This is a genomic window from Mesorhizobium sp. M2D.F.Ca.ET.226.01.1.1 (assembly GCF_004022705.2).
Lineage (GTDB): Bacteria > Pseudomonadota > Alphaproteobacteria > Rhizobiales > Rhizobiaceae > Mesorhizobium.
Window position 1 is genome coordinate 130,178 of sequence record NZ_RZOY02000011.1, and the last position, 25,087, is coordinate 155,264.

Consider the following 25,087-nt stretch of genomic DNA (forward strand, 5'->3'; position numbering starts at 1 on the left):
AACCAGGTCCCACTTTTCCCGGAATTCCTCTACCTTGGACGACAGGCATCCGGCGGAGGAGACGCCCCATGAATTTCGACAAGGCCAATGCGGCGCTGGATTCCGTCTATGCGGCCGAAACGCCGGAAGCGCTGGCCAAGGCCTATGCCGACTGGGCGGCGACCTATGACAGCGAGACCGCCTCGCTCGGCTACCTACTGCCGTTCCTGATCACCGCCTGGGTGGCACGGCACGTGCCGGCGGGCGAAGGCCCGCTGCTCGACGCCGGCTGCGGCACCGGCCTGTCGGGGCCGTCGCTGAAGGCGCTGGGCTATGGCGACATCGCCGGCCTCGATCTTTCCGACGACATGCTGAAGCTCGCCGGCAGCCGCGGCGCTTACAATGTGTTGAAAAAGGCAATGCTCGGCGGGCCGCTGCCCTGGCCCGACCGGCATTTCCGAGCCTTCTTCTCGACCGGCGTCTTCACCATCGGCCACGCGCCGGCCTCCGGCTTGCACGAACTTGTGCGCATCACCCGGACCGGCGGCCACGCCATCTTCACAGTGCGCGACCAGGTTTTCGAGAGCGGCGGTTTCAAGTCGGTGTTCGATGAGTTGGAGCGGGTAGGGAGATGGCGGCTCGTGGAGCAAAGCCCGTGGTTCCGCTGCTACGCGATCGGCGATCCGGAAGCGCTGGTGAAGACGTTCGTGTTCGAGGTGGTGTGAGCGCCAGCCTCTTCTTCCCCCCTTTGTGGGGGAAGGTGGCCGCGTAGCGGCCGGATGAGGGGTGCTCCAGGGAATGCCGGCGTCTCACTCCGCTGGAACACCCCTCATCCGTCTCGGCGCTGCGCGCCGATCCACCTTCTCCCACAAGGGGAGAAGGGGGCGCCCCGCCGCAATTGCCGAAAAGCCAAAACATTGCTATCTACCCCGCCATGGAAAAGCTTTTCAGCGATCCGGCCTATAAGGGTTTCGTGCTGCAGGACAGAAAGCGCCTGCCGTCGCGTTTCTCCGCGCGCGTTTGCGGCGCGCTGACCAGCCGACTTCGCTGAGCCGACCGATCGCAGTCGTCGCGCCGGATTGCCGGCGTGCTTTTCCCATTCTCATATCGACGGATTTACGCACATGAGCGCACCGCGCACCCTCTACGACAAGATCTTCGACGACCATACGGTCGATCGCCAGGACGACGGCACCTGCCTGCTTTATATCGACCGCCACCTTGTGCATGAGGTCACCAGCCCGCAGGCCTTCGAAGGCCTGCGCATGTCGAACCGCAAGGTTCGCCATCCGGAAAAGACGCTGGCCGTGGTCGACCACAACGTTTCGACCTCGCCGGAGCGCAAGTTCGGCATCAAGAACGAGGAAAGCCGCATCCAGGTCGAGGCGCTGGCCAAGAACGCCAAGGATTTCGGCATTGAATATTATTCCGAGAACGATATCCGCCAGGGCATCGTCCACATCATCGGGCCGGAGCAGGGTTTCACGCTGCCCGGCATGACCATCGTCTGCGGCGACAGCCACACCTCCACGCATGGCGCCTTCGGCGCCTTGGCGCATGGCATCGGCACGTCCGAGGTGGAGCATGTGCTCGCCACCCAGACGCTGATCCAGCGCAAGGCCAAGAACATGCTGGTGCGCGTCGACGGCCAGTTGCCGGAAGGCGTCACCGCCAAGGACATCATTCTGGCCATCATCGGCGAGATCGGCACCGCCGGCGGCACCGGCTACGTCATCGAATATGCGGGCGAAGCGATCCGCTCGCTGTCGATGGAAGGCCGCATGACGATCTGCAACATGTCGATCGAGGGCGGCGCGCGCGCCGGCCTGATCGCGCCGGACGAGACGACCTTCGCCTATGTCAGGGACAAGCCGCGCGCGCCGAAGGGCGCGGCGTGGGACGCGGCGCTCGCCTATTGGAAGACGCTGCATTCGGACGAAGGCGCGCATTTCGACAAGGTGGTCGTGCTCGACGCGCAGAAACTGCCGCCGATCGTCTCCTGGGGCTCCTCGCCCGAGGACGTCGTCTCGGTGCAGGGCATCGTGCCCAATCCGGAAGAGATCACGGACGAGAACAAGCGCAGCTCGAAGATCCGCGCGCTCGACTATATGGGGCTGACGCCGGGAACCAAGATCACCGACATTGAGCTCGATCGCGTGTTCATCGGCTCCTGCACCAATGGCCGCATCGAGGATCTGCGCGCCGCCGCCAAGGTGGTCGAGGGAAAGAAGGTCAATCCGCGCGTCAACGCCATGATCGTGCCCGGCTCCGGCCTGGTGAAGGAACAGGCGGAAGCCGAGGGCCTCGACAAGATCTTCCTCGCCGCCGGCTTCGACTGGCGCGAACCGGGCTGCTCGATGTGCCTGGCCATGAATGACGACCGGCTGAAGCCGCATGAACGCTGCGCCTCGACCTCGAACCGCAATTTCGAGGGCCGGCAGGGCTTCAAGGGCCGCACCCATCTGGTGTCGCCGGCCATGGCCGCGGCCGCCGCGATCGCCGGCCACTTCGTCGACATCCGCGACTGGAAGTAGTCGCCGGCTTCAAATGCAAAGGGCCTGGACGCTTTGTCCGGGCCTTTTGCTTCTCAACAATCCTTATCTGCGAACGATCTCGTGGAATTCCTCGCGCCGGCCGGGTTCGTCGGCGGCGACGACCAATGCCAGCTGCCGCTCGTCGAAGATCCTGAACCATTCGTCCCATTCGACAAGCTCGTAGCCGCCGGCGTTGATCGGACGTTCAGGACGGTCGGTGTCTTCATAGGCCTGCTGTCCAAAAACCAGCCGCAGCATGGGCTGCGTACCGGCCTCGGGCGAGACGTCGACAATGGCCGGGAAGCCGGCCCGCGCCGCCGCCCAGGAGCGGATTTCATCATGATCGGTCAAAGTGATCGTGCCGGCCATCTCGATCGTCTCCTGTCTGGCGTCTCTGATCTGGCCGGACAACGCCGCTCCGGCAGGCCGGTTCCGCATGGCTCTGCGACCTTTTTATCGAGAGGGCTTAACCGCTTGTTTGGGCTTAACTCCTAGTATCTGCCCTTGGGTAAGTTGGGGAAAGTCGCAGTCCTTTGGACACCGGTCTGCTCATAGCGCTGCTCAATCCGACGATAGCGCTGGCGCTTGGCGCTGCGTTCCTCGTGCTGTGGTCCTATCAGCGCCATCGTCCGTATCTGGCCGTGCTCGGCGCCAGCTACTGCCTGTCGGCGCCGGGGTTCCTGCTGCAATATTTCACGCTTCCGATCGGCCTTGCGCTGACCAAGCTTGTCTCCAACGGCTGCTTCACGATCGCGGCCTGTTGCCTTTCCAGCGGGATCATCGCGCGCTACGGGCGGCGCGTGCCTTATGTCGGCATCGCCGTCATGACCGGCGGCGGGCTCGCCGCCTTCCTGTGGTTCATGTTCGTCCAGCCGGACCTCACCTGGCGCGTGCTCGTCATGAATTTCGGCTTCGGCGCGCTCAGCCTGCTGGTCGCGGCGGAACTGAGAACGGTGCGCAACAACGGTCCGACCGAAAAGATCCTGTTCGCGCTGTCGCTGCTTTCCGGGCTGAACTTCATCGTCCGCACGCTGGTCGTCGTCATCGCGCACGGCCCGTTCCCGAGCTATGACGGCTTCTACGGCTCGTCCTATTGGACGACGGCGCTGCTTTCGCACGCGCTTATGTCGCTGCTGATCGCGCTTTGCCTGTTCACCGCCGCGGCGCTCGATGTGATGCGGGCGCTCAAGGCGGAGACCCACACCGATCCGCTCTCCGGCATCCTCAACCGCCGCGGCTTCGAGGAGCGGGCGACGCTCCTGCTCGATCAATGTGGCAAGGCCGGCTTTCCCGTCGCCCTGGTGCTGGCCGACCTCGATCACTTCAAGGCGCTGAACGACCGGCACGGGCATGAGGCCGGCGACCGGGTGATTGCCGACTTTGCCGCCAAGCTGCGTTCCGCCACCGGCGCGCGCGGAGCCGCCGGCCGCATCGGCGGCGAAGAGTTCGCCGTGCTTCTGCCGCTCAGCGACCTCGCAGCGGCAAGGCTCTTCGCGGAAGCGATCCGCGCCCTCTATTCGGCCGGCACGGTCGACGGCCTGCCGCCCGGCACTAGGGTCACTGCAAGCTTCGGCGTCGCTGCCCGCACCGGCAAAGAGGGGCTGATGCCATTGATGCGGCGCGCCGACGAGGCGCTCTACAAGGCCAAGCAGAACGGCCGCGACAGCGTCCGGCTTTCCTATGAGAGGCCCGAAACGTCGTTCGTTGCCGTGCCGCTCGCCGTTGGGTGAGGCAGGTGGACACCCCCGCCTTCGTCATCCACGGGCTTGACCCTTGCAGCCGATCGCTGAGGTCCGCGGTCCTTCAGCCATGCCTGCAGCGCCAGCTTCGGCGTGGCGGAGCTGGCTACCGACGAGGATTTCGCCAATCTTTTGCCCGATCTTTTGCGGCGCGCTGGCGCCTCGCTCACGAAGCCAAGAAAGCCGGCCGCGACTGCGTGCGCGTGTCAGGCACCGCGTGGCGCCGCCATGCGCCGGCGGTCGTCAACGGCAAGGGCTGAGATTGGGCATCTCGCCGTCGGAAAGCCCGTACATATAGGAGCGGCCCTTCACCAGCACCGGCGGCTGATAGCAGCCGGGCGAGCCCGGCTCGTCGGCATCGTCATAGACCACGGCGGGCTGGCCGGCGCTGGTGAACTCGGAAAGCTTCTTCGCGAACCTGCCTTCGCCGACGATGATGCGCTTGTAGCCGGCGGCGCTGTCGACGACGAGGTTGCCGAAGGAATCGGCATAGACGCGGTCGTGATGGCGCAAGCCAGCTTCGGCCGGCGCGGCGATCGCCAAGACCAGTCCCGTCAGTACTGCCGCGGCAATGCTTGTCCGCACTGAGTTCGAACGCATGTCGCTCTCCCTTGATCGGCGCGAGATCGCGCCTGGAAATCCGGTTCGAATCAGGAAATTAACTGTTTCTTAACCTTTGTTAAGAGGCCGGAGGCTTCCGGCGGCGGTTCTTAAGGAACATGGTTAATTTTGGAGGGTCCGGTTCCTGCCTGCCGCGGGGCAGGCATGGAGCCGGCCGAATCCGGGTGAACTTGATCTTGCGGCGCCGCGTAGCTAGCGTGCCGCGCACGAAAGGGGCAGCGCATGAGTTTTTGCCACACGGTTCGGGTGTCGATCACCATCCCGCTGCTTCTCGCGGCCGTGGCCTGCGTGCCGCAGAACAACGCGCCGAAGGCGGCCAGTGCCGCGGCGCCGGCGGCTTCGCCCGCGCCAGTCCAACAGTCGGCCGTACCCGCCGCGGCAGCGCCGATGCTTGCGGCGCCCTCGGCGGCCCCGGCCAAACCTGTGGCGCCACCCGCCGCGCCGCCAACCAAGATCGTTACCGACCTCACCACGCCGCGATCTGGTATCGGCACGGCCACATACAGATGCGGCAATGGCGGCACGGTCACCATCCAGAATCTGGGCAGCGCGCTACGCGTGGCGCGGGCGGACGGCACGACAGAGGAATTCGCCGCCTCGCCCGCCAATCAGAGCAGCCGCTACCAGGAAGCGGTGACGCATGACGCAATCGTGATCGACGGGCGCGAGGCGCTGGTGATGAAGCGAGGATCCACCCCGCAGACTTGTCGAAGATAGCGGGTGGGCTGATCTTCAGGTGAGGCCGGCCTGCAAACGGCAGCTTCCGGTGCTCACGTACTTTAAGTAAGCTCCGCTCCGGTTCTCGGAACCTGCCGTTTTCGACTCGGCCTGACCTGAATCTCAACCCACCCGGCGCGCGATCTTATCGCACTGCAGCGAAGCGCTGCGCCGGCTTCAAAACAGCCGCTAATCGATTGAAGCGCGCGACCGCCAGTTTGTCAGACTAAATGACGTTTCCAAAACGATTTTCCGGCTTTGACGCGGTGCAAAAAGAGCATTAGAAACCGGCTGTCCGGAGCCATAGATGAGAGTGGAAAACGCCGCTCCTTCGGTAGCGGCATCCAGGACGCCGAACTGGGGCAGCCATGAGCAAATCACCAGCCACCCGCGCAGTAGCCAGACGTGAACGGCCGCTCTCGCCGCATCTGACGATCTACCGGCCGCCGATCACGATGACGATGTCGATCATCCATCGCATCACCGGCGGCGCGCTGTATTTCGGCACGTTGCTCGTGGCGGCGTGGCTGATCGCCGCTTCGAGCTCGCAGGCCACCTTCGACTGGGTCAACTGGGCCTTCGGTTCCTGGCTCGGCCGGCTGGTCCTGTTCGGCTACACCTGGGCGCTGATGCACCACATGCTTGGCGGGTTGCGCCATCTCATCTGGGACACCGGCGCGGGGCTGGAAAAGCACACCGCCTCGAAGATCGCCTGGGCGACGCTTGCCGGCTCGATCGTGCTGACGCTCCTGATCTGGGTAGCCGGCTACGCGGCGCGGGGGGCTTTCTGATGACTGCGAACAACACCGATATGCGCACGCCGCTCGGCAAGGTGCGCGGCCTGGGCTCGGCGCGCGAAGGCACGCAACATTTCTGGCGCCAGCGGCTGACGGCGATCGCCAACATCCCGCTGCTGCTGTTCTTCGTCGGCTTCCTGATCGCGGTCAACGGCCACGGCTACACGGATGTGCGGGCGTCGCTCGCCAATCCCTTCGTGGCGCTGGTGCTGGCGCTGGTGCTGGTCTCCGGCCTCTACCACATGCGCATCGGCATGCAGGTCATCATCGAGGATTATGTGCATGGCGAAGGCATGAAGCTGGCGCTGATCGCGCTCAACACCTTCTTCTGCGTGGCAATCGGCGTCGCTTCGCTGTTTGCCCTGCTCAAACTCGCATTCGGAGGCTGACGTCTTGGCCAACGCAAACACGGCTTCCGCCTACACTTTTGTCGACCATAAGTTCGACGTCGTGATCGTCGGCGCCGGCGGCGCCGGCCTGCGCGCCACGCTCGGCATGGCCGAGCAGGGCCTGCGCACCGCCTGCATCACCAAGGTGTTCCCGACCCGCTCGCACACGGTTGCCGCGCAGGGCGGCATCGCCGCCTCGCTCGCCAATATGGGCCCGGACAACTGGCAGTGGCACCTGTTCGACACCGTCAAAGGATCGGACTGGCTGGGCGATATCGACGCGCAGGAATATATGGTGCGCGAGGCGCCCGCGGCGGTCTACGAGCTCGAGCATTACGGCGTGCCGTTCTCGCGCACCGAAGAGGGCAAGATCTACCAGCGGCCCTTCGGCGGCATGATGATGAATTTCGGCGAGGGCCCGCCGGTGCAGCGCACCTGCGCGGCCGCCGACCGCACCGGCCATGCCATGCTGCACACGCTATACGGACAGTCGCTGAAGAACAATGCGCAGTTCTTCATCGAATATTTCGCGCTCGACCTGATCACGGAGCCGGACGGCACCTGCACCGGCGTGGTGGCCTGGAATCTCGACGACGGCACCATCCACCGCTTCTCGGCCAAGATGGTGGTGCTGGCGACCGGCGGCTATGGCCGCGCCTATTTCTCCGCCACTTCGGCGCATACCTGCACCGGCGATGGCGGCGGCATGGCCGCGCGCGCGGGGCTCGCGCTGCAGGACATGGAGTTCGTGCAGTTCCACCCGACCGGCATCTACGGTGCCGGCTGCCTGATCACCGAGGGCGCGCGCGGCGAGGGCGGCTATCTGGTCAATTCCGAAGGCGAGCGCTTCATGGAGCGTTATGCGCCGTCCGCCAAGGACCTTGCCTCGCGCGACGTGGTCTCGCGCTGCATGACGATGGAGATCCGCGAAGGCCGCGGCGTCGGGCCGAAGAAGGATCACATCTTCCTGCATCTTGACCATCTCGATCCGGCGGTGCTGCATGAGCGGCTGCCCGGCATCTCGGAATCGGCCAAGATCTTCGCCGGCGTCGACCTCACCAAGGAGCCGATCCCGGTTCTGCCGACGGTGCACTACAATATGGGCGGGGTGCCGACCAATTATTGGGGCGAAGTGCTCAGCCCGACGCCTGAGAGTCCGGATCGCGTGTTGCCCGGGCTGATGGCGGTGGGCGAAGCCGGCTGCGCGTCGGTGCATGGCGCCAACCGGCTGGGCTCGAACTCGCTGATCGATCTTGTCGTGTTCGGCCGCGCGGCGGCGCTGCGCGCCGGCCAGGTGATCGACCGCAAGTCGGCGATCGCGTCGCCCAACGCGGCCTCGGTCGAGAAGATCATGGACCGCTTCGACCGGCTGCGCCATGCCCACGGCTCGACGCCGACGGCGGTGCTGCGCGAAAAGATGCAGAAGGCGATGCAGGAGGACGCGGCGGTGTTCCGCACCCAGGAATCGCTCGACAATGGCTGCAAGCGCGTTTCCGAAATCTGGGGCGAGCTCAAGGACATCAAGGTCTTCGATCGCTCGATGATCTGGAATTCCGACCTCGTCGAGACGCTGGAGCTGGAAAACCTGATGGCCAACGCGATCACCACGGTCTATGGCGCCGCGGCGCGCAAGGAGAGCCGTGGGGCGCATGCGCGGGAAGATTTCTCGGCGCGCGACGACGCCAACTGGCGCAAGCATACGCTTGCCCGCCTCAGCGAGGATGGCAAGGTGACGCTCACCTACCGGCCGGTGCACACCGAGACGCTGCTGGCGGAAAAGGACGGCGGCATCAACCCGGCCAAGATCGCGCCGAAGGCGCGGGTATACTGATCATGGCGCTCGCGGCCACCGGATATTCCGGCACGCCCCTTCCGGCCAAGCTCGGCCTGAAGGACGGCATGGTCGCCGCCTTCATCGCGCTGCCGCCGGAACTCGACGAATTGACCGAGGCCGTGTCCTTTGCCGGCGTCGATCGGCTGTCAAAGTGGTCGGCGATCTCGGGCAACCGGAAATACGATGCCGTCCATGCCTTCACCCGGCACCGCGCCGAGATCGAGGACGGCTTGGCCGGCATCGAGACGGCGATCAAGCGCGACGGCATGGTCTGGGTCTCATGGCCGAAGAAAGCGTCGAAAGTGCCGACCGACGTCACCGAGGACGTCATCCGGTCCGAAGCGCTGAAGCGCGACCTGGTCGACGTCAAGGTCGCCGCCGTCAACGAAATCTGGTCCGGGCTGAAGCTCGTCATCCGAAAGGACCGCAGGTAATGGTCGAACTCACGCTTCCCAAGAATTCCAAGGTCCAGCAGGGCAAGACCTGGCCGAAGCCGGAAGGCGCGACCAATCTGCGCGAATACCGCATCTACCGCTGGTCGCCGGACGATGACGAGAATCCGCGCATGGACACCTATTTCGTCGACATGGACGATTGCGGTCCGATGGTTCTCGACGCGCTGTTGTGGATCAAGAACAAGATCGATCCGACGCTGACGCTGCGCCGCTCCTGCCGCGAAGGCATCTGCGGCTCCTGCGCCATGAACATCGACGGCTCGAACACGCTGGCCTGCACCAAGGGCGCGGATGACATCTCAGGCGCCGTGAAGGTCTATCCGTTGCCGCACATGGCTGTGATCAAGGACCTGGTGCCCGACCTCACGAACTTCTACGCCCAGCACGCTTCGATCGAGCCGTGGCTGAAGACGGTCTCGCCGACGCCGGCCAAGGAATGGCTGCAGAGCCATGAGGACCGCGAGAAGCTCGACGGGCTCTATGAGTGCATCCTGTGCGCGTGCTGCTCGACCTCCTGCCCGAGCTATTGGTGGAACGGCGACCGCTATCTCGGCCCGGCCACGTTGCTGCAGGCCTATCGCTGGCTGATCGACAGCCGCGACGAGGCGACGGGCGAACGGCTCGACAATCTCGAAGACCCGTTCCGGCTCTATCGCTGCCACACCATCATGAATTGCGCGCAGACCTGCCCCAAAGGCCTGAACCCTGCGAAAGCAATCGCGGAGATCAAGAAGATGATGGTGGAGCGCCGCGTCTAGCCCCGCAATGTCCCTGCCTGCCGATTTCGCGCCGGACGCGGTCGCGGCGATCCGCGCGCGGCTGGACATGGCCCGCGCGCAGGGCGCAAAAATCCTGTTCGCTATCGAAAGCGGCAGCCGGGCCTGGGGGTTTCCGTCGCCGGACAGCGACTACGACTGCCGCTTCGTCTATATCCGCCCGGTCGCCGATCATCTGGTGCTGGAGCAGCCGCGCGACGTGCTGGAGTTTCCGCTTGAGGGTGAGATCGATGCCGGCGGCTGGGATTTGCGCAAGGCCCTGCTTCTGGCGCTTGGCGGCAATGCGGTCATCGTGGAATGGGCGAAGTCGTTGATCGTCTATGAAGAGATGCCCGGCTTCCGCCAGCGCCTGCTCGATCTGCTGGCCGAGATCGTCGATCCCGCTAAGGTGTCGCGGCACTATCTCGGCTTGGCGCGCTCGCATGTCGCCAAGACTGGAAGCTTCGCCGGCGAAGTAAAATTGAAGAAGCTGTTCTACCTGATCCGGCCGATCGTCGCGCTGGACTGGATGGAACAGCGCGACTTCGCCAGGCTGCCGCCGATGAACATGGTCGACTGCCTGGCCGAGACCGCGGTTCCGGCACAGGCGGCCAGTGAAATTCGCCGGCTGATCGAGAAGAAGCGCGAGACGCGCGAGCTGGGCACCGGGCCTATCCCGGCCGCGATCGCGCGCTATCTCGAAGCGCGCTATGGTCATCACGAGATGAACCTGGCCGGTTCGGTCCGCGACGAGGCGCGGCAGGCGCGCAATCGCGCCCTGGCGACCGATTTCTATCGCAGGGAGGCAGAAACCCAATGACCGATCTTCCTATCCTCTCCGCCATCGAAGCGCGTGTGCTCGGCTCGCTGATCGAGAAGAAGGAATTGACGCCGGACGTCTATCCGCTGACGCTCAACGGCGCGCACCAGGCCGCCAACCAGAAGACCGCGCGCGAGCCGGTGATGGCGCTGGAACTGACCGAGATCAGGCGGGCGCTGAGCACCCTCGAGCAGAAAGGGCTGGTGCGACAGGCATTTGCCTCGCGCGTCGAGCGTTACGAGCATCTGATGGCGCAGCGCTTTTCACTGACCACGCCGCAGATCGCGGTGGTCGGCTTGCTGCTCCTGCGCGGGGCGCAGACAGCCCATGAACTGCTGGCCCGTTCGGAGCGCATGGCGCGCTTTGCATCGATCGACGAGCTGCGCGACAATCTTGACCTGATGATCGGCCGCCGGCCGCCGCTGATCCAGCTGCTCGAACGCGCGCCGGGGCAGCGCGAGGAGCGGTACGTTCATTTGCTGAGCGGACCGGTGGAAGCGGCCGCAGTGGCGGCGCCGTGGCAGCCGCCGGCGTCAGCTGTGGATGCTGATCTCGAAGCGCGGGTCAAGGCGCTGGAGGAAGAGGTCGCGGCTTTGCGAGCGAAGGTCGAGGCGCTGGGCGGGTAAGCTCACCGGAAACGTTGGCGCGAGGCCCCCCTCTCTGTCCTACCGGACATCTCCCCCTCAAGGGGGGAGATCAGATGTCGCGCCGGCTTTCGCCAATCACCAACGTTGAAATGGGTGAGCCGGCAATCGAGCTGCCAATCTCCCCCCTCGAGGGGGAGATGCCCGGCAGGGCAGAGAGGGGGGCGAAGGATCGTCGCCCTCTAAAACCAGTCACCCCAACCTTGCATCGAGCGAAACCTTGATCGCTCCCAGCGCCTTCGACACCGGGCATTCGGCCTTGGCTTTCTCGGCCAATTCCTTGAACTTCGCCGCGTCGATGCCGGGCACCTTGCCGACCAGGGTGATGGCGCTGCCGGTGATGCCGGTGCCGGGGACCAGCGTCACCACCGCCTTGGCGTCGAGCTCGGCGGCCGGCGTGCCGTTCTCGGCCAGGAAGTGCGAGAGCTGCATGGCGTAGCAACCCGCATGCGCCGCGGCGATCAGCTCTTCCGGATTGGTGCCCGACTTGCCGCTCTCGTCCTCGAAGCGCGCCTTGAACGAATAGGGCGTGCCCTTCAGCGTCCCGCTCTGTGTGTCGAGCGTGCCCTGGCCTTCCTTCAGATTGCCTTTCCAGACGGCGTTTGCGGTGCGGTCCATGGAGTCCTCCTGGTCTGTCGGGGTTGCGCCGGCGGGTGCCGACGTTCTTCTGAACTATAGCGCGGGCGCGGCGGAAGGCCATCCTCCGGCGCGTTGAGATTCAGGTGAGGCCGGCCTGCAAATGGCGGCTCCCTGCGCTTCAGGTGCTCACGTACGAAAAGTACGCTCCGCTCCGGTTCTCGGAAGCCACCATTTTCGACACGGCCTGACCTGAATCTCAACGCACCTCCCCGCTGCTTTGACTGGGCAGGGCAAATTCTCGAAAAAAGTGCGTGCAAAATGTCGACTTCGCATCGGCCCGACCGTCCTGCGGGCGGCCACTCACGGCCGATGGAGATTTGAGATGGACAATCTGTTTGTTGCGATCTGGGGAAAGCCGGGAGTCCGGCGACCGGAAGAGTTCTGGCTGGATCCGCCGGCGCCCGGTCTCGGTCGACTGGTTGCGGCAATCGCTATTGTTGGCGTCGCGGCATGCCTGCTCGATCACATGGCCACGGCAAGCAAAACTGACACCACCGCCTCTGCCTCTTATAACGTGGCCATCGAAGGGAGCTCGAGATGAAATATGTCCTGCTGGTCTATGGCGAGGAGAAGGACCTTTACGCGCTTACCCCGAAACGGGCGGCCAGGCTCGATGCCGACTCGCTTGCCTATGACAGGGAACTCGAGCGGCAAGGCAAGCTGATCATCGCGCAGGCATTGCAATCGGTGAAGACATCGAAATCGCTGAGGCGGCGCAAGGGCAAGGCGGTGATCACCGACGGGCCGTTCGCCGAGACCAAGGAGCAGCTGCTCGGCTTCGTCATGATCGAGGCGGCCGACCTTGCCGAGGCGCTGAAGATCGCGGAAGGCATTCCGCTGGCCGAGCTCGGCACAGTCGAGGTCCGGGCGATCTACGACATACCGGGTTCATGATGCCGGCCTACGGCGGTTGCGGCGCGATGTTCAGCTTTTCTTCACCGGTCGCAACCGTTGCGTGTTGAAGCAGGGCCGCGCTTCTCTTATCGTCGCCGCGATTTCGGGGGAATTCGGCATGCCTATTCTTATTGCGATACTTGGCCTGCTCGGAGCGGCCGCCATCTGGTGGTACCGGCTGAAATATATGAGCGACGCCGCGCGTGAGGTCGCCGACGTCGTCGGCCGCGTGCAAGGCAATATCCGGCGCAAGAAATTGCGCAAGCAGGCGGCGCTGTCGCCGCTAACCGCGATCGACGACCCGGTGGTGGCGGCCGCCACGCTGATCACCGCGATCGTCGCCGAGCAAGGACCGGTCTTGCCGCAGCGCGAGTCGGTGCTGCGCGAGGTGATCGCGCAGATCGCCGACACCAAGAAGAAGACCGACGAGGCCGTCGTCTATGGCAAATGGGCAGCCGCGCAGGTCGACGACACGACGATTGTCATCGACAAGCTGGGACCCTTCCTGCGCGAGCGCCTCGATCCGCATGAGCGCGACGATCTGCTCAGGATGCTGAACCGTGTCGCGCAGGGCGGCGGGCAGAGCTTGAAGATACCGGACCAGCGAATGCTGAGGCTGCGGCAGAAGCTGGGGTTCGAAGTGAACTGAGCTGAAGCAGCAACGGCCGGATCGCCTGCCTTCGTGATTGGCCGAAACGCCTCTCGCTCCGCGAAGGCCTACGCAATCGCCAGACCTTCAGATCGCCTCGCCCTTGAGCAGCCTCGGCGTGTCGCCGGACAGGCCCGAGGCCTGGCGGATAAAGAATTCTTTCAGCCTCGGCATGCGCTCGACCAGCCCGAGGCCAAGGTCGCGCGCGGCGCGCAGCGGGCCGATGTCGTTGGAGAACAGCCGGTTCAAGACATCGGTGGTGATGCCCATCTGCAGCGTGTCGAAGCGGCGCCATTGCTGGTAGCGCTCGAGCACGTCGAGCGCGCCGATGTCCTGGCCGAGGCGGTCGGCCTCGACAATGACTTCCGCGAGCGCGGCCACATCCTTGAAGCCAAGATTGAGGCCCTGGCCGGCAATCGGGTGGATGCCATGGGCGGCGTCGCCGGCGAGCGCGATGCGCGGCGCGACGAAGGCGCGCGCCAGCGTCAGGCCGAGCGGCCACGCGCGTGGCTTGTCGACGACCCGGATATCGCCGAGCTTCAGGCCGAAGCGCTGCTCAAGATCGTGCTCGAAGACGAACTCGTCGCCCTCGACCAGCACCTTTGCATCTTCCGTGCGCTCGACCCACACGATCGACGAGCGATTGGTCCCATCACTGTCCGGCTTCAGCGGCAGCGTGGCGATGGGGCCAGCGGGCAGAAAATGCTCCTCGGCGCGGCCGTTGTGCGGGCGCTCATGCGCCACCGTGCAGACGATGCCGGACTGGCCATACTCCCATTTCACCGTCTTGATGCCGGCCATGTCGCGCAGCTTGGAATTGACGCCGTCGGCGGCGATCAGCAACCGCGCCCTCAGCGTGGCGCCGTCGGCCAGGTGCACCGTGATGCCGGCGCCGTTCAGATCGAAGGCGCTGACCGCCATGCCTTCGATGATGTCGATGCCGAGCTTTTCGGCGCGCCGGCGCAGCGCGCCGTTCAAATCGCGGTTGGCAACCATGTGGGCGAAAGGCTCGCCGGGCGCCACCTCGCCGTCGAAGGTCAAGAACACCGGACGCACCGGATCGGCGGCGCGCGAGTCGGTGATGATCATTTCAGTGATCGCCTGCGCTTGCGGCGCGATCTCGTCCCAGACGCCAAGTTGTTCCAGCATGCGGCTGGCGGCCGCCGCGATGGCCGAAGCGCGGCCGTCTTTCTGCCAGACGCCGGCGGGGGCAGCATCGACGATGGCGATGCCGAGGCCCGGCCGGGCCTGCTTCAGCGACACGGCGGTGGTGAGGCCGACATAGCCCGCCCCGGCGATGAGCACGTCGAGCGGACGCTCGCGATTCCCATCGGCCCCTGCTTCATCCGGCTTGCGGTTGACCATGGCATCATCCTTTCGCGGCTTCGCTCTGGCGCCGTTGCGGTCTTGACTGCCCGCACGTCCTGTCCGAAACCGGCCATGGCACATCTTTGAAGGATTTCAAACATGACCGCGGCCATGGACGAGCTTCTCGACATTCTCGACCTCGAGCAGCTCGAACACAATCTGTATCGTGGTCGCAGCCCCAAGGTCGACTGGCAGCGCGTGTTCGGCGGCCAGACGATCGCGCAGGCGCTGGTCGCCGCGCAGCGCACCGTCGAGCCGGAACGCCATGTGCATTCGCTGCACGGCTATTTCATGCGGCCGGGCGACACCAAGCTGCCGATCGTCTATGAGGTCGACCGCATCCGCGACGGCGGCTCCTTCACCACGCGCCGGGTGGTGGCGATCCAGCATGGCCAGGCGATCTTCTCGCTGGAGGCGTCGTTCCAGCAGGACGAGGTCGGGCTGGAACATCAACTGCCGATGCCGCGCGACGTGCCGGCGCCGGACAAGCTGCTCTCCCAGCGCGAGCTTCTGGGAAAATTCGGCGAGGCGGTGCCGGAAGGCATCAGGCACTACTGGGAGCGCGACCGGCCGATCGAGATGAAGCCGGTGATGCTGAAGCACTATACCAGCCGCGAGAAGCTGGAGCCTCAGCAAAACATCTGGATCCGCACCACCGGCCCGGTGCCGGAAAACCGTGCCATCCAGGCAGCTGTGCTTGCCTATCTTTCGGACATGACGCTGCTCGACACCTCGACCTTCGCGCATGGCCGCGCCATCTTCGACCGCGACATCCAGGCCGCCAGCCTCGACCACGCCATGTGGTTCCACCGCAGCCACTCGCTGGACGACTGGATCCTCTACAATCAGGACAGCCCGTCGACGCAAGGCTCGCGCGGCTTCACGCGCGGATCGCTGTTCGCGCGTGACGGGACGCTGATCGCTTCGGTCGCCCAGGAAGGCCTGATCCGGCTGAAGCGTTGAGCCGGCTTCAAGCGATTGCCTGGTAATCGGGCTTTTTTGATTTTCTGCCTATTTTTTAATCAGTACTGTTGACCCCGCTGTGCGCGAATGATGTGCACCGGCCGCACATTCCCTTTCTTTACAACGGGTTAACGCCCGGCTCATCGAATTGGCACGGAGCTTGAATCCTGGGGATCACTCTCCGGCTCTCCTCGGGATCGGTGTAGGTGTGCAATCGCGGGGGACCGCAACAGCAAAGGGTGAAACCTTATGAAAATCGTGATGGCAATCATCAAGCCGTTCAAGCTCGACGAGGTGCGCGAAGCGCTCACCGCAGTCGGCATCCAGGGCCTGACCGTCACCGAAGTCAAAGGCTACGGGCGTCAGAAGGGGCACACGGAAATCTATCGCGGCGCGGAATACGCGGTCAGCTTCCTGCCCAAGATCAAGATCGAGGTCGCCGTCGGCGCCGACATCGTCGACAAGGCCGTCGAAGCCATCACCTCGGCCGCCAAGACCGGCCAGATCGGCGACGGCAAGATCTTCGTCTTCGGCATCGACCAGGCGGTGCGCATCCGCACCGGCGAAACAGACACCGACGCGCTCTGAGCGGCGACCATCCATTCCAACGGAGAGTTCAATGAATATTCCTTCCACCTTGAAGACGACGGGACGCGCGGCCGCTTCGCTCGCTCTCGTAGCGCTGAGCACCGCCGCCGCCTTCGCGCAGGAGGCTGCTCCGGCGGCGGCGCCTGCGGCACCGGCCGCGCCGACCCCGGTTCTCGACACCGGCAATACCGCCTGGATGCTGACCTCGACGGCGCTTGTGCTGATGATGACCATCCCGGGCCTGGCGCTGTTCTATGGCGGCATGGTGCGCAAGAAGAACGTGCTGGCCACGATCATGCAGAGCTTCGCCATCACCTGCCTGGTGACGGTGCTGTGGTTCATGTTCGGCTATTCACTCGCCTTCACCACCAATGACTCGGCGTCGATGAATGCCTATATCGGCGGCTTCTCGCGCTTCTTCCACCACGGCATCACCGTCTCGACGCTTTGGCTGCCGGGTGTCTCGAACATTCCCGAGTTTGTCTTCTCGATGTTCCAGATGACCTTCGCCATCATCACCCCTGCGCTGATTGCCGGCGCCTTCGCCGAGCGTATGAAATTCTCGGCGCTGCTGCTCTTCATGGGCCTGTGGCTGGTGTTCGTCTATGCGCCGATCGCGCACTGGGTATGGGGCGGCGGCTTCCTCGGCGCCGCTGGTGTGCTCGACTTCGCAGGCGGCACGGTCGTCCACATCAACGCCGGTGTCGCGGGCCTGGTCTGCGCGCTGGTGCTGGGCAAGCGCGAAGGCTACGGCACCACCAACATGGCGCCGCACAATCTCGTCTATTCGGTGATCGGCGCCTCGCTGCTGTGGGTCGGCTGGTTCGGCTTCAACGCTGGTTCGGAACTTGCCGCCGACGGCCTCGCCGGTGCCGCGATGATGAACACGCAAGTCGCCACCGCCGCGGCAGCGCTGGCCTGGATGTTCGCCGAATGGATCGTCGCCAAGAAGCCTTCGGTGCTCGGCATCATCTCGGGCGCCGTCGCCGGCCTAGTCGCGGTGACGCCGGCTTCCGGTTTCGTCAACCCGACCGGCGCCTTCATCGTCGGTATCCTCGCCGGCGTCATCTGCTACCTGTCGGCGGTCAAGCTCAAGCATGCGCTTGGCTATGACGACTCGCTCGATGCCTTCGGCGTGCATGGTATCGGCGGTATCGTCGGCGCTCTGCTCACCGGCGCGCTCGCCGATCCGGCGATCAACGCGCTCGGCAAGGATGCTTCGGTCGGCAAGCAGATCTACGGCATCATCTTCACCATCCTGTGGACGGCGATCGCCACCTTCGTGATCCTCTACATCGTCAAGGCGCTGGTCGGCCTGCGTCCGTCCACCCAAGAAGAGGTCGAAGGTCTCGACGTCACTCAGCACGGCGAAGTGGTGCCGTAAGGCCGCCTTTGCCCCTTACCAGGGCGCAATTCCGGAAGATTTCATCCTTTTCCTGGAATTGCCCCGAGGGCCGGCGGATCCTCCTCCCGCCGGCCCGGAAGTCCTCCCAAGATCCCGTCGTGACGCTCTCGAAAGGGGCTCACGCCTTGAGGCCCGGAACACTCTTCCGGGCCTCCTTTTTTGTCAGCTGGCCATCCAAGCCGTTTCTCACTTGATCGCGCCTGTGAGGATCGGGTTCCGCAAGGGCCTGATCGTTTCGCCGTTTACACAAGGGATGGCGGGCTGCAAGCCCGCCATCCCTTGTTGCGGATGAAGTTCGGTAAAAGGCCATGGTTAATGCGGCCTTAACCTTCCCCCCGATAGTCTGGCGTTCGAATCTGCCGAGGTGCGCCATGCGCCCGGCCAGGCAACGATCACGGGGAAGAGCATGCGTTCAGGCGCTTCAGCACCGCTCGCGCTGACCGATACGGGGCACGGCATCCAGGCATTCGCGCGACGCCAGGTCGGGCGGCTGGTCGGCGCCGGCCTGTTCCTGTTCACCGCCTTCGGCATCGCGGCTTTAGCCACCTGGAACGTCGCCGATCCGAGCTTCTCGCACGCCACCAGCAACGTCGTCACCAACGCGATGGGTTATGCCGGCGCGGTGTTCTCCGACCTCGCCATGCAGTTCTTCGGTCTAGCGGCCGTCGCCGGCCTGGTGCCGGCGGTGATCTGGGGCTTCCTTCTGTTTTCGGCGCGCGGCGTCGACAAATTGCCGAAGCGGGGCTTCGCCTGGTTCGGCTTCGCACTGCTTGCCGCGGCCATGGCCGGCTGCGTGACGCCGCCCAACACCTGGCCGCTGCCCACCGGCCTTGGCGGCGTCTTCGGCGACATGGTGCTGAAGATCCCCGGCATCGCCGTCGGCGGCTACCCGAAGGGGCTCTTCGCCAGCATCATCGCGCTCATCCTTGCCGCTCCCACCTTGTGGCTGTTTGCCTATGGCTCGGCGCTGATTGCCCGCAAGAACGGCTTTGCCGTGATGGAGCGCGTCGCCCAGCCCGATCCGCGCGAGCAGGACGAGATGCTGTTCGACGAGGACGAGAACGAGGGCGACGAGGGAATACTGGCGCTCGGCGCCATCACCCACTGGTGGCTGTCGTTCCGCGCCTTCCTGCATCGCCGCGCCGCGCGGCGCAGGCAGGAGCGCGACGAGTTCGAGCCGCCGATGGAGCCGAAGGCCAGCGCCTGGCGGCGCGCCGCCGAGCGGGTGGAATCGGCCGAGTTCGCCGAGTCGCGCATGAGTCCGGGCGGCCGCGCCCGCGTCGAGCCGGAATTCTTCGCCGCCATGGTCAACGACCGCAGCGCCTCGGTCGATCCGGTCGATGCGGATATCTATGACGAAGAGGACGAAGAGGTCGATCTCGACGGCTTCGACGACGAGGCGCCCGTGCAGCGGCGCGGCGCAGGCGCCAGGGTGCAGAATTTCCGCTCGGACGCCGCTACCCGTGTCGCGGCCCCGGCGGCACGTCCCGTGCCCGGCTCACGTGTCCAGCGCGAGGCGCAGACGTCGCTGATCGGCTCCGACTCGTTCGAAATGCCGTCGCTGCATTTCCTGTCGGAGCCGAAGAACATCGCCAAGGATGCGAGCCTTTCGAAGGATGCGCTGGAGCAGAATGCGCGTCTGCTCGAAGGCGTGCTGGAGGATTTCGGCGTCAAGGGCGAGATCATCCATGTCCGCCCCGGTCCGGTCGTCACGCTCTACGAGCTGGAGCCGGCGCCGGGCATCAAATCCTCGCGCGTCATCGGCCTTTCCGACGACATCGCCCGCTCGATGAGCGCGATCGCCTGCCGCGTCGCTGTGGTGCCCGGCCGCAACGCCATCGGCATCGAATTGCCCAACGCCAAGCGCGAGACGGTCTATCTGCGCGAGATCATGGCCAGCCGCGACTTCGAGACGACCAAGATGAAGCTGGCGCTTGCCCTTGGCAAAAGCATCAACGGCGAAGCCGTCATCGTCGACATCGCCAAGATGCCGCACGTGCTCGTCGCCGGCACCACCGGCTCGGGCAAGTCGGTCGCCATCAACACCATGATCCTGTCGCTGCTCTACCGGCTAACGCCGCAGGAGTGCCGGCTGATCATGATCGACCCGAAGATGCTCGAACTGTCGGTTTATGACGGTATCCCGCATCTTTTGACGCCGGTCGTCACCGATCCGAAAAAGGCCGTGGTGGCGCTGAAATGGACCGTGCGGGAGATGGAGGACCGCTACCGCAAGATGTCCAAGGTCGGCGTGCGCAACATCGACGGCTTCAACGCGCGCGTGCAGCAAGCCGAGAAGAAGGGCGAAAAAATCTCGCGCACGGTGCAGACCGGCTTCGATCGCCAGACCGGCGAGGCGATCTACGAGACCGAGGATCTCGAACTCGAGCCGATGCCCTATATCGTGGTCATCATCGACGAGATGGCCGACCTGATGATGGTCGCCGGCAAGGACATTGAAGGCGCAGTGCAGCGCCTGGCGCAGATGGCGCGCGCGGCCGGCATCCATGTCATCATGGCGACGCAACGCCCGTCGGTCGACGTCATCACCGGCACCATCAAGGCCAACTTCCCGACCCGCATCTCCTTCCAGGTGACGTCGAAGATCGACAGCCGCACCATCCTTGGCGAGCAGGGCGCCGAGCAGCTGCTCGGCATGGGCGACATGCTCTACATGGCCGGCGGCGGCCGCATCCAGCGCGTGCACGGCCCGTTCGTCTCTGACGACGAGGTCGAGAAGGTCGTCGGGCACCTGAAGCTGCAGGGCGTGCCGGAATATCTCGACGCGATCACCGAGGACGACGAGGAAGAGGACGAGGACGGCCCGTCGGGCAAGGGCGGTTCCGGCGGCGGTGGCGGCGGCAACTTCGAGGATTCCGACGATCCCTATGACCAGGCGGTGGCGGTGGTGCTGCGCGACGGCAAGGCGTCGACCAGCTACATCCAGCGCCGGCTCGGTATCGGCTACAACCGCGCCGCCTCGATCATCGAGAAGATGGAAAAGGAAGGCATTGTCGGCCCGGCCAATCATGCCGGCAAACGCGAGATTTTGGTGCCGACGGAGGACGACAAGTTTTAGCTGGGCAGCTCCGGCTGCCTGCTTCAGGCAACCGGAAATCGTCTGGCGCGTTTGTGCGAAGCTGTCGCGTACCCGCCAAACTTAGGCCCTAGTGGGAGCCCAGATACTGCGGCGACACGAATCACAGGATGTGACCGGCATGAAAACCCCGACCGAACTCGCCCTCACCCGCCGCCAGCTCCTCGGCCTCGGCTTGATGCTTGGCGGAGCCGCGGCTCTCAACCTCGTGCCCGGATACCAGCTCGTGGCGGCCGCGCAGGCGGCGGTGCCGCCTGCGGCGCAGAAGATCGCCGACCACTTCTCCTCGGTGAAGTCGATGAGCGGCGAATTCGTGCAGTTCGGCCCGAAGGGCGAGCAGACCGGCGGCAAGTTCTTCCTCGAACGTCCGGGCAAGATCCGCTTCAACTATGACGGCGCCTCGAACTTCCGCGTCATCTCCGACGGCAAGTCGGTGGTGATCCTCAACAAGAAGCTCAACACCTCCGACCTCTATCCGCTGTCGAAGACGCCGCTGAAACTGCTGCTCGACGACCGCATCGATCTCTCCGGCGGGCGCGTCAAGGCCGTCAAGGAAGAGGACGACCTCACCACGATCAAGCTTTCCGACAAGTCGGTGTTCGGCAATGCGATGATCACCATGATGTTCGACCCCAAGACCTACGATCTGCGCCAGTGGACGATCACGGATGCCCAAGGGAAAGATACGACGGTGATGATCTTCAACACCAAGGAAGGCGTCAGCTTCCCGCCGGACACTTTTGCCATCGACTATACGGCGAACAGAGAGCTGAATACCAAGACCCGGTAGATTCAGGTGAGGCCGGCCTGCAAATGGCGGTCTCCTGCGCTTCCGGTGCTCACGTACTTTAAGTACCCTCCGCTCCGGCCTTCGCCGGCCGAAGCCGTCATAAGTGCCTTCGCTCGATGAAGGCTACGGCCAGCGTAGGCCGGTTCTCGGAGACCACCAAGTTTGGTCGCTTCGCGCCTGTCTTCGGCTCCGACTCGGCCTGACCTGAATCAGGGCCGCTGGTGCAAGATAGCCGCTGCAAAGGTTGGCTTGTCTTTCCGGCGCGTGGCTGGCACTAGTTCGGCGACTTAGCCGTCCCGGACTCGCCTGAATGCCCTTCACCATCGCCACCTGGAACATCAACTCCGTGCGCCTGCGCATGCCGATCGTCGAGCGGCTGCTGAAAGAGCATGCGCCGGACGTGCTCTGCCTGCAGGAAACCAAGGTACCGGACGAGCTCTTCCCGGAGAAGGCATTCCGCAAGGCGGGCTACGAGCACATCCTGTTCCACGGCCAGAAGGGCTATCACGGCGTCGCCACCGTCGCCCGCCGGCCGATAGAGCTGGTCGAGAAGCGGCGTTTCTGCGAAATCGACGACAGCCGGCATCTGTCGGTCAAAGTCCAGGCAGGCGGCAGGTCGGTGCTGGTGCATAATTTCTATGTGCCGGCCGGCGGCGACGAGCCGGATCCGGAGATCAACCGCAAATTCAGGCACAAGCTCGATTTCGTCTATGAGATGAACGGCGTGCCGGCAAGCGGGGACGAATCATCGGCGTCGATCCTGGTCGGCGACCTGAACATAGCGCCGCAGGAGCACGACGTCTGGTCGCACAAGCAATTGCTCAACGTCGTCAGCCACACGCCGGTCGAGACGACAAACTTCGAGGCGATGCGCAAGGCCGGCGGCTGGGTCGACCTGATGCGGCTCAACGTGCCGGCCGAGCAGAAGCTCTACACCTGGTGGAGCTATCGCGCGAAGGACTGGGAAGCGTCGAACCGGGGACGCCGTCTCGACCATGTCTGGTCGTCCGCCAATCTGGTGCCGAATTTCACCGGCTACGAGATCCTGCAGGCGGCGCGCAGCTGGGAGAAGCCGTCGGACCATGTGCCGGTGATCGCGCGGTTCGACCTGGATTAGGGCGGGCTGAGATTCAGGTGAGGCCGGCCTGCAAATGGCGACTTCCTCCGCTTCCGGTGCTCACGTACTTCAAGTACGCTCCGCTCCGGCCTTCGCCGCCGAAGCCCTCATAAGTGCCTTCGCTCGATGAAGGCTACGGCCGGCGTAGACCGGTCCTCGGAACCCACCATTTTCGACTCGGCCTGACCTGAATCTCAGCCCGCCTCCCGGCGGCGCCTACCCCGTAAACCGCGGCGCCAACGCCTCGATGCGGGCGATCATCTGCTGGAACTCTTCCAGGATGCGCTCATGCAACAGCACCGCGATCTCCGGATATTCCTCCAGGATGCGGCGGAACATCTTGCGGCTCAGCCGGATCACTTCCGAGTCGACTGCCGCGGAGGCGCTGGTCAGCCGGTTGGTGTCGGCGATCAGCGCCAGTTCGCTCAGCATGGTGCCCGGACCCGCAGTGCCGATCGGGACGCGTTCGCCCCCTAGCTCGCGATAAAGTGTGATCAAGCCGCTGACCACGATGTAGGCAGAATCGGCGACGTCGTCCTCGCGGTAGAGCTTATGGTCGGCCTGCAGCACGGTGGTCTCAGCGCCGAAAGCGAGCAGGCGCAACTGTTCCTGCGCGAAGCCCTGGAAAAGCTTCACACTGGACAGGATGCGGATGTCGTCATCCAGCGCCATCCTAGCTTTGTCCCCGAGCGGTCAGTCCAGTCCCTCCTTTGGAGCGGCGCGTCCTTTAAGGACGCGCGACAAACGCTCCGACATTTCCAGTCCACGCATCATGTGACGCGTCCATCGAGCCGATCCATCACCCTCCAGCACCAGGATCGTACCCGAAGCGGTCCCGCCCTGACCGCAACATCTGTTTGTTTTGACGCAATTCCGGCCGGATAACCGCTTCACACCTTTGGAATTGCTCTAGATCATGAAATGTTTAAGGAACCAGCTTGTAGCCGCCGCTTTCTGTCACAAGAATTTCGGCATTGGAAGGATCGCGCTCGATCTTCTGGCGCAACCGGTAGACATGGGTCTCCAGCGTGTGCGTGGTGACGCCGGAATTGTATCCCCAGACCTCCTCCAAAAGCACATCGCGCGTCACCACCTTCTGGTCGGCGCGATAGAGATATTTGATGATCGAGGCTTCCTTCTCGGTCAGCCGCACCTTGGCGCCGCGCGGATCGATCAGCAGCTTCTGGCTGGGCTTGAACGTATAGGGACCGACCGAGAAGGTCGCGTCCTCGCTCTGCTCGTGCTGGCGAAGCTGGGCGCGGATGCGCGCCAAAAGCACGGCGAAGCGGAAGGGCTTGGTCACATAATCGTTGGCGCCGGCCTCGAGACCCAGAATCGTGTCGGAATCGGTGTCGTGTCCCGTCAGCATGATGATCGGCGCCTTGTAGCCGCCCTTGCGCAGGATCTTCACCGCCTCGCGGCCGTCCATGTCGGGCAGGCCGACATCCATGATGAGCAGGTCGACAACACCGCCGCGCGCCGCCGCAACGCCTTTTGCGGCGGTCGATTCCTGCTGGACGTCGAATTCCTCGTAAAGCGCCAACTGCTCGACGAGCGTGGCTCGCAAGTCGTCGTCGTCGTCAACGATCAGAATGGTGCGTGATGTCATGGGATATCAATCCGTTGTTTTAAAAAGAATATTCAGTTGACCTCCCCCCATTTATGCGGAAGCTCACCGGCGCAACAGCCGATCACAGTGATTTGTTCCGTGAAACAATCATACAAGAAAAAAGGCGCGCGCAATGAGGCGGGCGAATTTTTGCCGAAAGGCCTGCGTGTTCTGGTCGTGCGGGCGCGGCCCGGCAATCCAGCGCAAGGCTTCCTGCAAGCCGGCAAAACGGTGTTTCCCTGCTCCCTGGGGCGCAGCGGGATTACCGCCAACAAGCATGAAGGGGATGGCGCGACGCCGCTGGCGTCGATGCGCATCCTGTCGGGCTATTTCCGCAACGATCATTTTTCGGGCGGGCGCCGGACAAGGCTGCCGATGGCGCCGATCGGTCCGGATCTCGGCTGGTGCGAGGTGCCGGACGACCGCAATTACAACCGCCCGGTGAAGATCCCCTATGGCGCGAGCCATGAGCGGATGAAGCGCGACGACCGGCTTTACGATGTCTGCCTGGTGCTCGACTGGAACATCGCGCCGCGCTTGCGGGGGCGCGGCAGCGCGATCTTCTTCCATCTGGCGCGGCCGGGCTTCACGCCGACCCAAGGCTGTGTCGCGGTGACGGCGCGGACCATGGCAAGGCTGCTTCCACTGTTGTCGGACAAGACGGTGGTGAGGGTGGTGCGGTAA

At 64.4% G+C, this 25,087-nt stretch carries 27 protein-coding genes; 21 read left to right on the plus strand and 6 right to left on the minus strand.

Annotated features, from left to right (window positions below; genetic code table 11):
* Positions 1 to 68: 68 nt before the first annotated feature.
* Both EN869_RS24655 and leuC read left to right on the plus strand, forming a co-directional pair.
* Positions 69 to 704, plus strand: coding sequence for a methyltransferase domain-containing protein (locus EN869_RS24655; protein WP_127229060.1), 636 nt, complete (start codon positions 69 to 71; stop codon positions 702 to 704).
* Positions 705 to 1,103: 399 nt separating this feature from the next.
* On the plus strand, positions 1,104 to 2,513 hold the full coding sequence (gene leuC / locus EN869_RS24665; protein ID WP_127229059.1) for a 3-isopropylmalate dehydratase large subunit: 1,410 nt from the start codon (positions 1,104 to 1,106) through the stop codon (positions 2,511 to 2,513).
* A 63-nt stretch (positions 2,514 to 2,576) separates the two neighbouring features.
* Here leuC and EN869_RS24670 read toward each other — a convergent pair whose 3' ends face one another.
* Complete coding sequence (locus EN869_RS24670) at positions 2,577 to 2,882, minus strand: hypothetical protein (RefSeq protein WP_112129082.1); 306 nt, start codon at positions 2,880 to 2,882, stop codon at positions 2,577 to 2,579.
* Between the two features lie 164 nt (positions 2,883 to 3,046).
* On the opposite strand from EN869_RS24670, the gene EN869_RS24675 reads away from it, so the two are divergent.
* Positions 3,047 to 4,243, plus strand: a complete 1,197-nt coding sequence (locus EN869_RS24675) for a GGDEF domain-containing protein (RefSeq protein ID WP_127229058.1) — start codon at positions 3,047 to 3,049, stop codon at positions 4,241 to 4,243.
* Positions 4,244 to 4,495: 252 nt separating this feature from the next.
* Here the strand turns inward: EN869_RS24675 and EN869_RS24680 are convergent, their stop codons facing one another.
* The gene (locus tag EN869_RS24680; protein WP_127229057.1) at positions 4,496 to 4,852 is read right to left on the minus strand and encodes a hypothetical protein; all 357 of its coding nucleotides are present in this window, start codon (positions 4,850 to 4,852) and stop codon (positions 4,496 to 4,498) included.
* A gap of 243 nt (positions 4,853 to 5,095) precedes the next feature.
* Here EN869_RS24680 and EN869_RS24685 point away from each other — a divergent pair, with 243 nt between their 5' ends.
* The 8 genes from EN869_RS24685 (at position 5,096) to EN869_RS24720 (ending at position 11,266) form a co-directional block, all read left to right on the plus strand.
* Complete coding sequence (locus tag EN869_RS24685; RefSeq protein WP_127229056.1) at positions 5,096 to 5,590, plus strand: hypothetical protein; 495 nt, start codon at positions 5,096 to 5,098, stop codon at positions 5,588 to 5,590.
* A 368-nt stretch (positions 5,591 to 5,958) separates the two neighbouring features.
* Positions 5,959 to 6,381, plus strand: a complete 423-nt coding sequence (sdhC, locus tag EN869_RS24690; RefSeq protein WP_127229055.1) for a succinate dehydrogenase, cytochrome b556 subunit — start codon at positions 5,959 to 5,961, stop codon at positions 6,379 to 6,381.
* On the plus strand, positions 6,381 to 6,776 hold the full coding sequence (gene sdhD, locus EN869_RS24695; protein ID WP_127229054.1) for a succinate dehydrogenase, hydrophobic membrane anchor protein: 396 nt from the start codon (positions 6,381 to 6,383) through the stop codon (positions 6,774 to 6,776). Before sdhC ends, sdhD begins: the two co-directional genes overlap by 1 nt.
* 4 nt (positions 6,777 to 6,780) lie before the next feature.
* Positions 6,781 to 8,607, plus strand: coding sequence for a succinate dehydrogenase flavoprotein subunit (gene sdhA, locus EN869_RS24700; RefSeq protein ID WP_127229053.1), 1,827 nt, complete (start codon positions 6,781 to 6,783; stop codon positions 8,605 to 8,607).
* A 2-nt stretch (positions 8,608 to 8,609) separates the two neighbouring features.
* On the plus strand, positions 8,610 to 9,044 hold the full coding sequence (locus tag EN869_RS24705) for a DUF3052 family protein (protein WP_127229052.1): 435 nt from the start codon (positions 8,610 to 8,612) through the stop codon (positions 9,042 to 9,044).
* Complete coding sequence (locus EN869_RS24710; RefSeq protein WP_127229051.1) at positions 9,044 to 9,823, plus strand: succinate dehydrogenase iron-sulfur subunit; 780 nt, start codon at positions 9,044 to 9,046, stop codon at positions 9,821 to 9,823. Before EN869_RS24705 ends, EN869_RS24710 begins: the two co-directional genes overlap by 1 nt.
* Positions 9,824 to 9,830: 7 nt before the next feature.
* Positions 9,831 to 10,640, plus strand: coding sequence for a nucleotidyltransferase domain-containing protein (locus tag EN869_RS24715; protein WP_127229050.1), 810 nt, complete (start codon positions 9,831 to 9,833; stop codon positions 10,638 to 10,640).
* A complete protein-coding gene (locus EN869_RS24720) occupies positions 10,637 to 11,266 on the plus strand; it encodes a DUF480 domain-containing protein (protein WP_127229049.1) in 630 nt (209 codons plus the stop codon). Before EN869_RS24715 ends, EN869_RS24720 begins: the two co-directional genes overlap by 4 nt.
* 210 nt (positions 11,267 to 11,476) lie before the next feature.
* On the opposite strand, the gene EN869_RS24730 is transcribed toward EN869_RS24720, so the two are convergent.
* Positions 11,477 to 11,902: an OsmC family protein gene (locus tag EN869_RS24730; RefSeq protein ID WP_127229047.1), complete on the minus strand. Its 426-nt coding sequence runs from the start codon at positions 11,900 to 11,902 to the stop codon at positions 11,477 to 11,479.
* Positions 11,903 to 12,245: 343 nt separating this feature from the next.
* On the opposite strand from EN869_RS24730, the gene EN869_RS24735 reads away from it, so the two are divergent.
* The 3 genes from EN869_RS24735 to EN869_RS24745 all read left to right on the plus strand — a co-directional run bounded on the left by EN869_RS24735 (position 12,246) and on the right by EN869_RS24745 (position 13,466).
* Complete coding sequence (locus EN869_RS24735; RefSeq protein WP_127229046.1) at positions 12,246 to 12,464, plus strand: hypothetical protein; 219 nt, start codon at positions 12,246 to 12,248, stop codon at positions 12,462 to 12,464.
* On the plus strand, positions 12,461 to 12,817 hold the full coding sequence (locus EN869_RS24740; RefSeq protein WP_127229045.1) for a YciI family protein: 357 nt from the start codon (positions 12,461 to 12,463) through the stop codon (positions 12,815 to 12,817). The genes EN869_RS24735 and EN869_RS24740 overlap by 4 nt, the downstream gene beginning before the upstream one ends.
* 118 nt (positions 12,818 to 12,935) lie before the next feature.
* A complete protein-coding gene (locus EN869_RS24745) occupies positions 12,936 to 13,466 on the plus strand; it encodes a hypothetical protein (protein ID WP_127229044.1) in 531 nt (176 codons plus the stop codon).
* Between the two features lie 87 nt (positions 13,467 to 13,553).
* Here EN869_RS24745 and EN869_RS24750 read toward each other — a convergent pair whose 3' ends face one another.
* Positions 13,554 to 14,831 (minus strand): ubiquinone biosynthesis hydroxylase, encoded by a 1,278-nt coding sequence (locus tag EN869_RS24750; protein ID WP_127229043.1) that lies wholly within the window; start codon positions 14,829 to 14,831, stop codon positions 13,554 to 13,556.
* 102 nt (positions 14,832 to 14,933) lie between these two features.
* Here EN869_RS24750 and tesB point away from each other — a divergent pair, with 102 nt between their 5' ends.
* The 6 genes from tesB to xth all read left to right on the plus strand — a co-directional run bounded on the left by tesB (position 14,934) and on the right by xth (position 22,794).
* Positions 14,934 to 15,797 (plus strand): acyl-CoA thioesterase II, encoded by an 864-nt coding sequence (tesB, locus tag EN869_RS24755; RefSeq protein WP_127229042.1) that lies wholly within the window; start codon positions 14,934 to 14,936, stop codon positions 15,795 to 15,797.
* Between the two features lie 249 nt (positions 15,798 to 16,046).
* Entirely contained in the window at positions 16,047 to 16,385 is a 339-nt protein-coding gene (locus tag EN869_RS24760; protein WP_127229041.1) for a P-II family nitrogen regulator, read from the plus strand.
* Positions 16,386 to 16,416: 31 nt separating this feature from the next.
* Positions 16,417 to 17,769, plus strand: a complete 1,353-nt coding sequence (locus tag EN869_RS24765; RefSeq protein WP_127229040.1) for an ammonium transporter — start codon at positions 16,417 to 16,419, stop codon at positions 17,767 to 17,769.
* A gap of 427 nt (positions 17,770 to 18,196) precedes the next feature.
* Positions 18,197 to 20,869, plus strand: a complete 2,673-nt coding sequence (locus EN869_RS24770) for a DNA translocase FtsK (RefSeq protein WP_127229039.1) — start codon at positions 18,197 to 18,199, stop codon at positions 20,867 to 20,869.
* Between the two features lie 196 nt (positions 20,870 to 21,065).
* Positions 21,066 to 21,677, plus strand: coding sequence for an outer membrane lipoprotein carrier protein LolA (locus EN869_RS24775; RefSeq protein WP_245489561.1), 612 nt, complete (start codon positions 21,066 to 21,068; stop codon positions 21,675 to 21,677).
* Positions 21,678 to 21,987: 310 nt separating this feature from the next.
* The gene (gene xth / locus EN869_RS24780) at positions 21,988 to 22,794 is read left to right on the plus strand and encodes an exodeoxyribonuclease III (RefSeq protein WP_127229037.1); all 807 of its coding nucleotides are present in this window, start codon (positions 21,988 to 21,990) and stop codon (positions 22,792 to 22,794) included.
* Between the two features lie 216 nt (positions 22,795 to 23,010).
* On the opposite strand, the gene EN869_RS24785 is transcribed toward xth, so the two are convergent.
* Positions 23,011 to 23,466, minus strand: coding sequence for a Crp/Fnr family transcriptional regulator (locus EN869_RS24785; RefSeq protein WP_127229036.1), 456 nt, complete (start codon positions 23,464 to 23,466; stop codon positions 23,011 to 23,013).
* A gap of 253 nt (positions 23,467 to 23,719) precedes the next feature.
* Positions 23,720 to 24,403: a response regulator transcription factor gene (locus tag EN869_RS24790; protein WP_040991447.1), complete on the minus strand. Its 684-nt coding sequence runs from the start codon at positions 24,401 to 24,403 to the stop codon at positions 23,720 to 23,722.
* An 87-nt stretch (positions 24,404 to 24,490) separates the two neighbouring features.
* Here EN869_RS24790 and EN869_RS24795 point away from each other — a divergent pair, with 87 nt between their 5' ends.
* Positions 24,491 to 25,087 (plus strand): L,D-transpeptidase, encoded by a 597-nt coding sequence (locus EN869_RS24795; protein ID WP_127229035.1) that lies wholly within the window; start codon positions 24,491 to 24,493, stop codon positions 25,085 to 25,087.

Coding starts and splice junctions, on each gene's coding strand:
- EN869_RS24770 (WP_127229039.1), top strand. CDS start 18,197: ATGCGTTCAGGCGCTTCAGCACCGCTCGCGCTGACCGATACGGGGCAC.
- EN869_RS24655 (WP_127229060.1), top strand. CDS start 69: ATGAATTTCGACAAGGCCAATGCGGCGCTGGATTCCGTCTATGCGGCC.
- EN869_RS24740 (WP_127229045.1), top strand. CDS start 12,461: ATGAAATATGTCCTGCTGGTCTATGGCGAGGAGAAGGACCTTTACGCG.
- EN869_RS24775 (WP_245489561.1), top strand. CDS start 21,066: ATGCTTGGCGGAGCCGCGGCTCTCAACCTCGTGCCCGGATACCAGCTC.
- EN869_RS24760 (WP_127229041.1), top strand. CDS start 16,047: ATGAAAATCGTGATGGCAATCATCAAGCCGTTCAAGCTCGACGAGGTG.
- EN869_RS24790 (WP_040991447.1), bottom strand. CDS start 24,403: ATGACATCACGCACCATTCTGATCGTTGACGACGACGACGACTTGCGA.
- EN869_RS24765 (WP_127229040.1), top strand. CDS start 16,417: ATGAATATTCCTTCCACCTTGAAGACGACGGGACGCGCGGCCGCTTCG.
- EN869_RS24730 (WP_127229047.1), bottom strand. CDS start 11,902: ATGGACCGCACCGCAAACGCCGTCTGGAAAGGCAATCTGAAGGAAGGC.
- EN869_RS24745 (WP_127229044.1), top strand. CDS start 12,936: ATGCCTATTCTTATTGCGATACTTGGCCTGCTCGGAGCGGCCGCCATC.
- sdhD (WP_127229054.1), top strand. CDS start 6,381: ATGACTGCGAACAACACCGATATGCGCACGCCGCTCGGCAAGGTGCGC.
- leuC (WP_127229059.1), top strand. CDS start 1,104: ATGAGCGCACCGCGCACCCTCTACGACAAGATCTTCGACGACCATACG.
- EN869_RS24685 (WP_127229056.1), top strand. CDS start 5,096: ATGAGTTTTTGCCACACGGTTCGGGTGTCGATCACCATCCCGCTGCTT.
- EN869_RS24750 (WP_127229043.1), bottom strand. CDS start 14,831: ATGGTCAACCGCAAGCCGGATGAAGCAGGGGCCGATGGGAATCGCGAG.
- EN869_RS24735 (WP_127229046.1), top strand. CDS start 12,246: ATGGACAATCTGTTTGTTGCGATCTGGGGAAAGCCGGGAGTCCGGCGA.
- tesB (WP_127229042.1), top strand. CDS start 14,934: ATGACCGCGGCCATGGACGAGCTTCTCGACATTCTCGACCTCGAGCAG.
- EN869_RS24715 (WP_127229050.1), top strand. CDS start 9,831: ATGTCCCTGCCTGCCGATTTCGCGCCGGACGCGGTCGCGGCGATCCGC.
- EN869_RS24785 (WP_127229036.1), bottom strand. CDS start 23,466: ATGGCGCTGGATGACGACATCCGCATCCTGTCCAGTGTGAAGCTTTTC.
- xth (WP_127229037.1), top strand. CDS start 21,988: ATGCCCTTCACCATCGCCACCTGGAACATCAACTCCGTGCGCCTGCGC.
- EN869_RS24710 (WP_127229051.1), top strand. CDS start 9,044: ATGGTCGAACTCACGCTTCCCAAGAATTCCAAGGTCCAGCAGGGCAAG.
- EN869_RS24670 (WP_112129082.1), bottom strand. CDS start 2,882: ATGGCCGGCACGATCACTTTGACCGATCATGATGAAATCCGCTCCTGG.
- sdhC (WP_127229055.1), top strand. CDS start 5,959: ATGAGCAAATCACCAGCCACCCGCGCAGTAGCCAGACGTGAACGGCCG.
- EN869_RS24705 (WP_127229052.1), top strand. CDS start 8,610: ATGGCGCTCGCGGCCACCGGATATTCCGGCACGCCCCTTCCGGCCAAG.
- EN869_RS24680 (WP_127229057.1), bottom strand. CDS start 4,852: ATGCGTTCGAACTCAGTGCGGACAAGCATTGCCGCGGCAGTACTGACG.
- EN869_RS24720 (WP_127229049.1), top strand. CDS start 10,637: ATGACCGATCTTCCTATCCTCTCCGCCATCGAAGCGCGTGTGCTCGGC.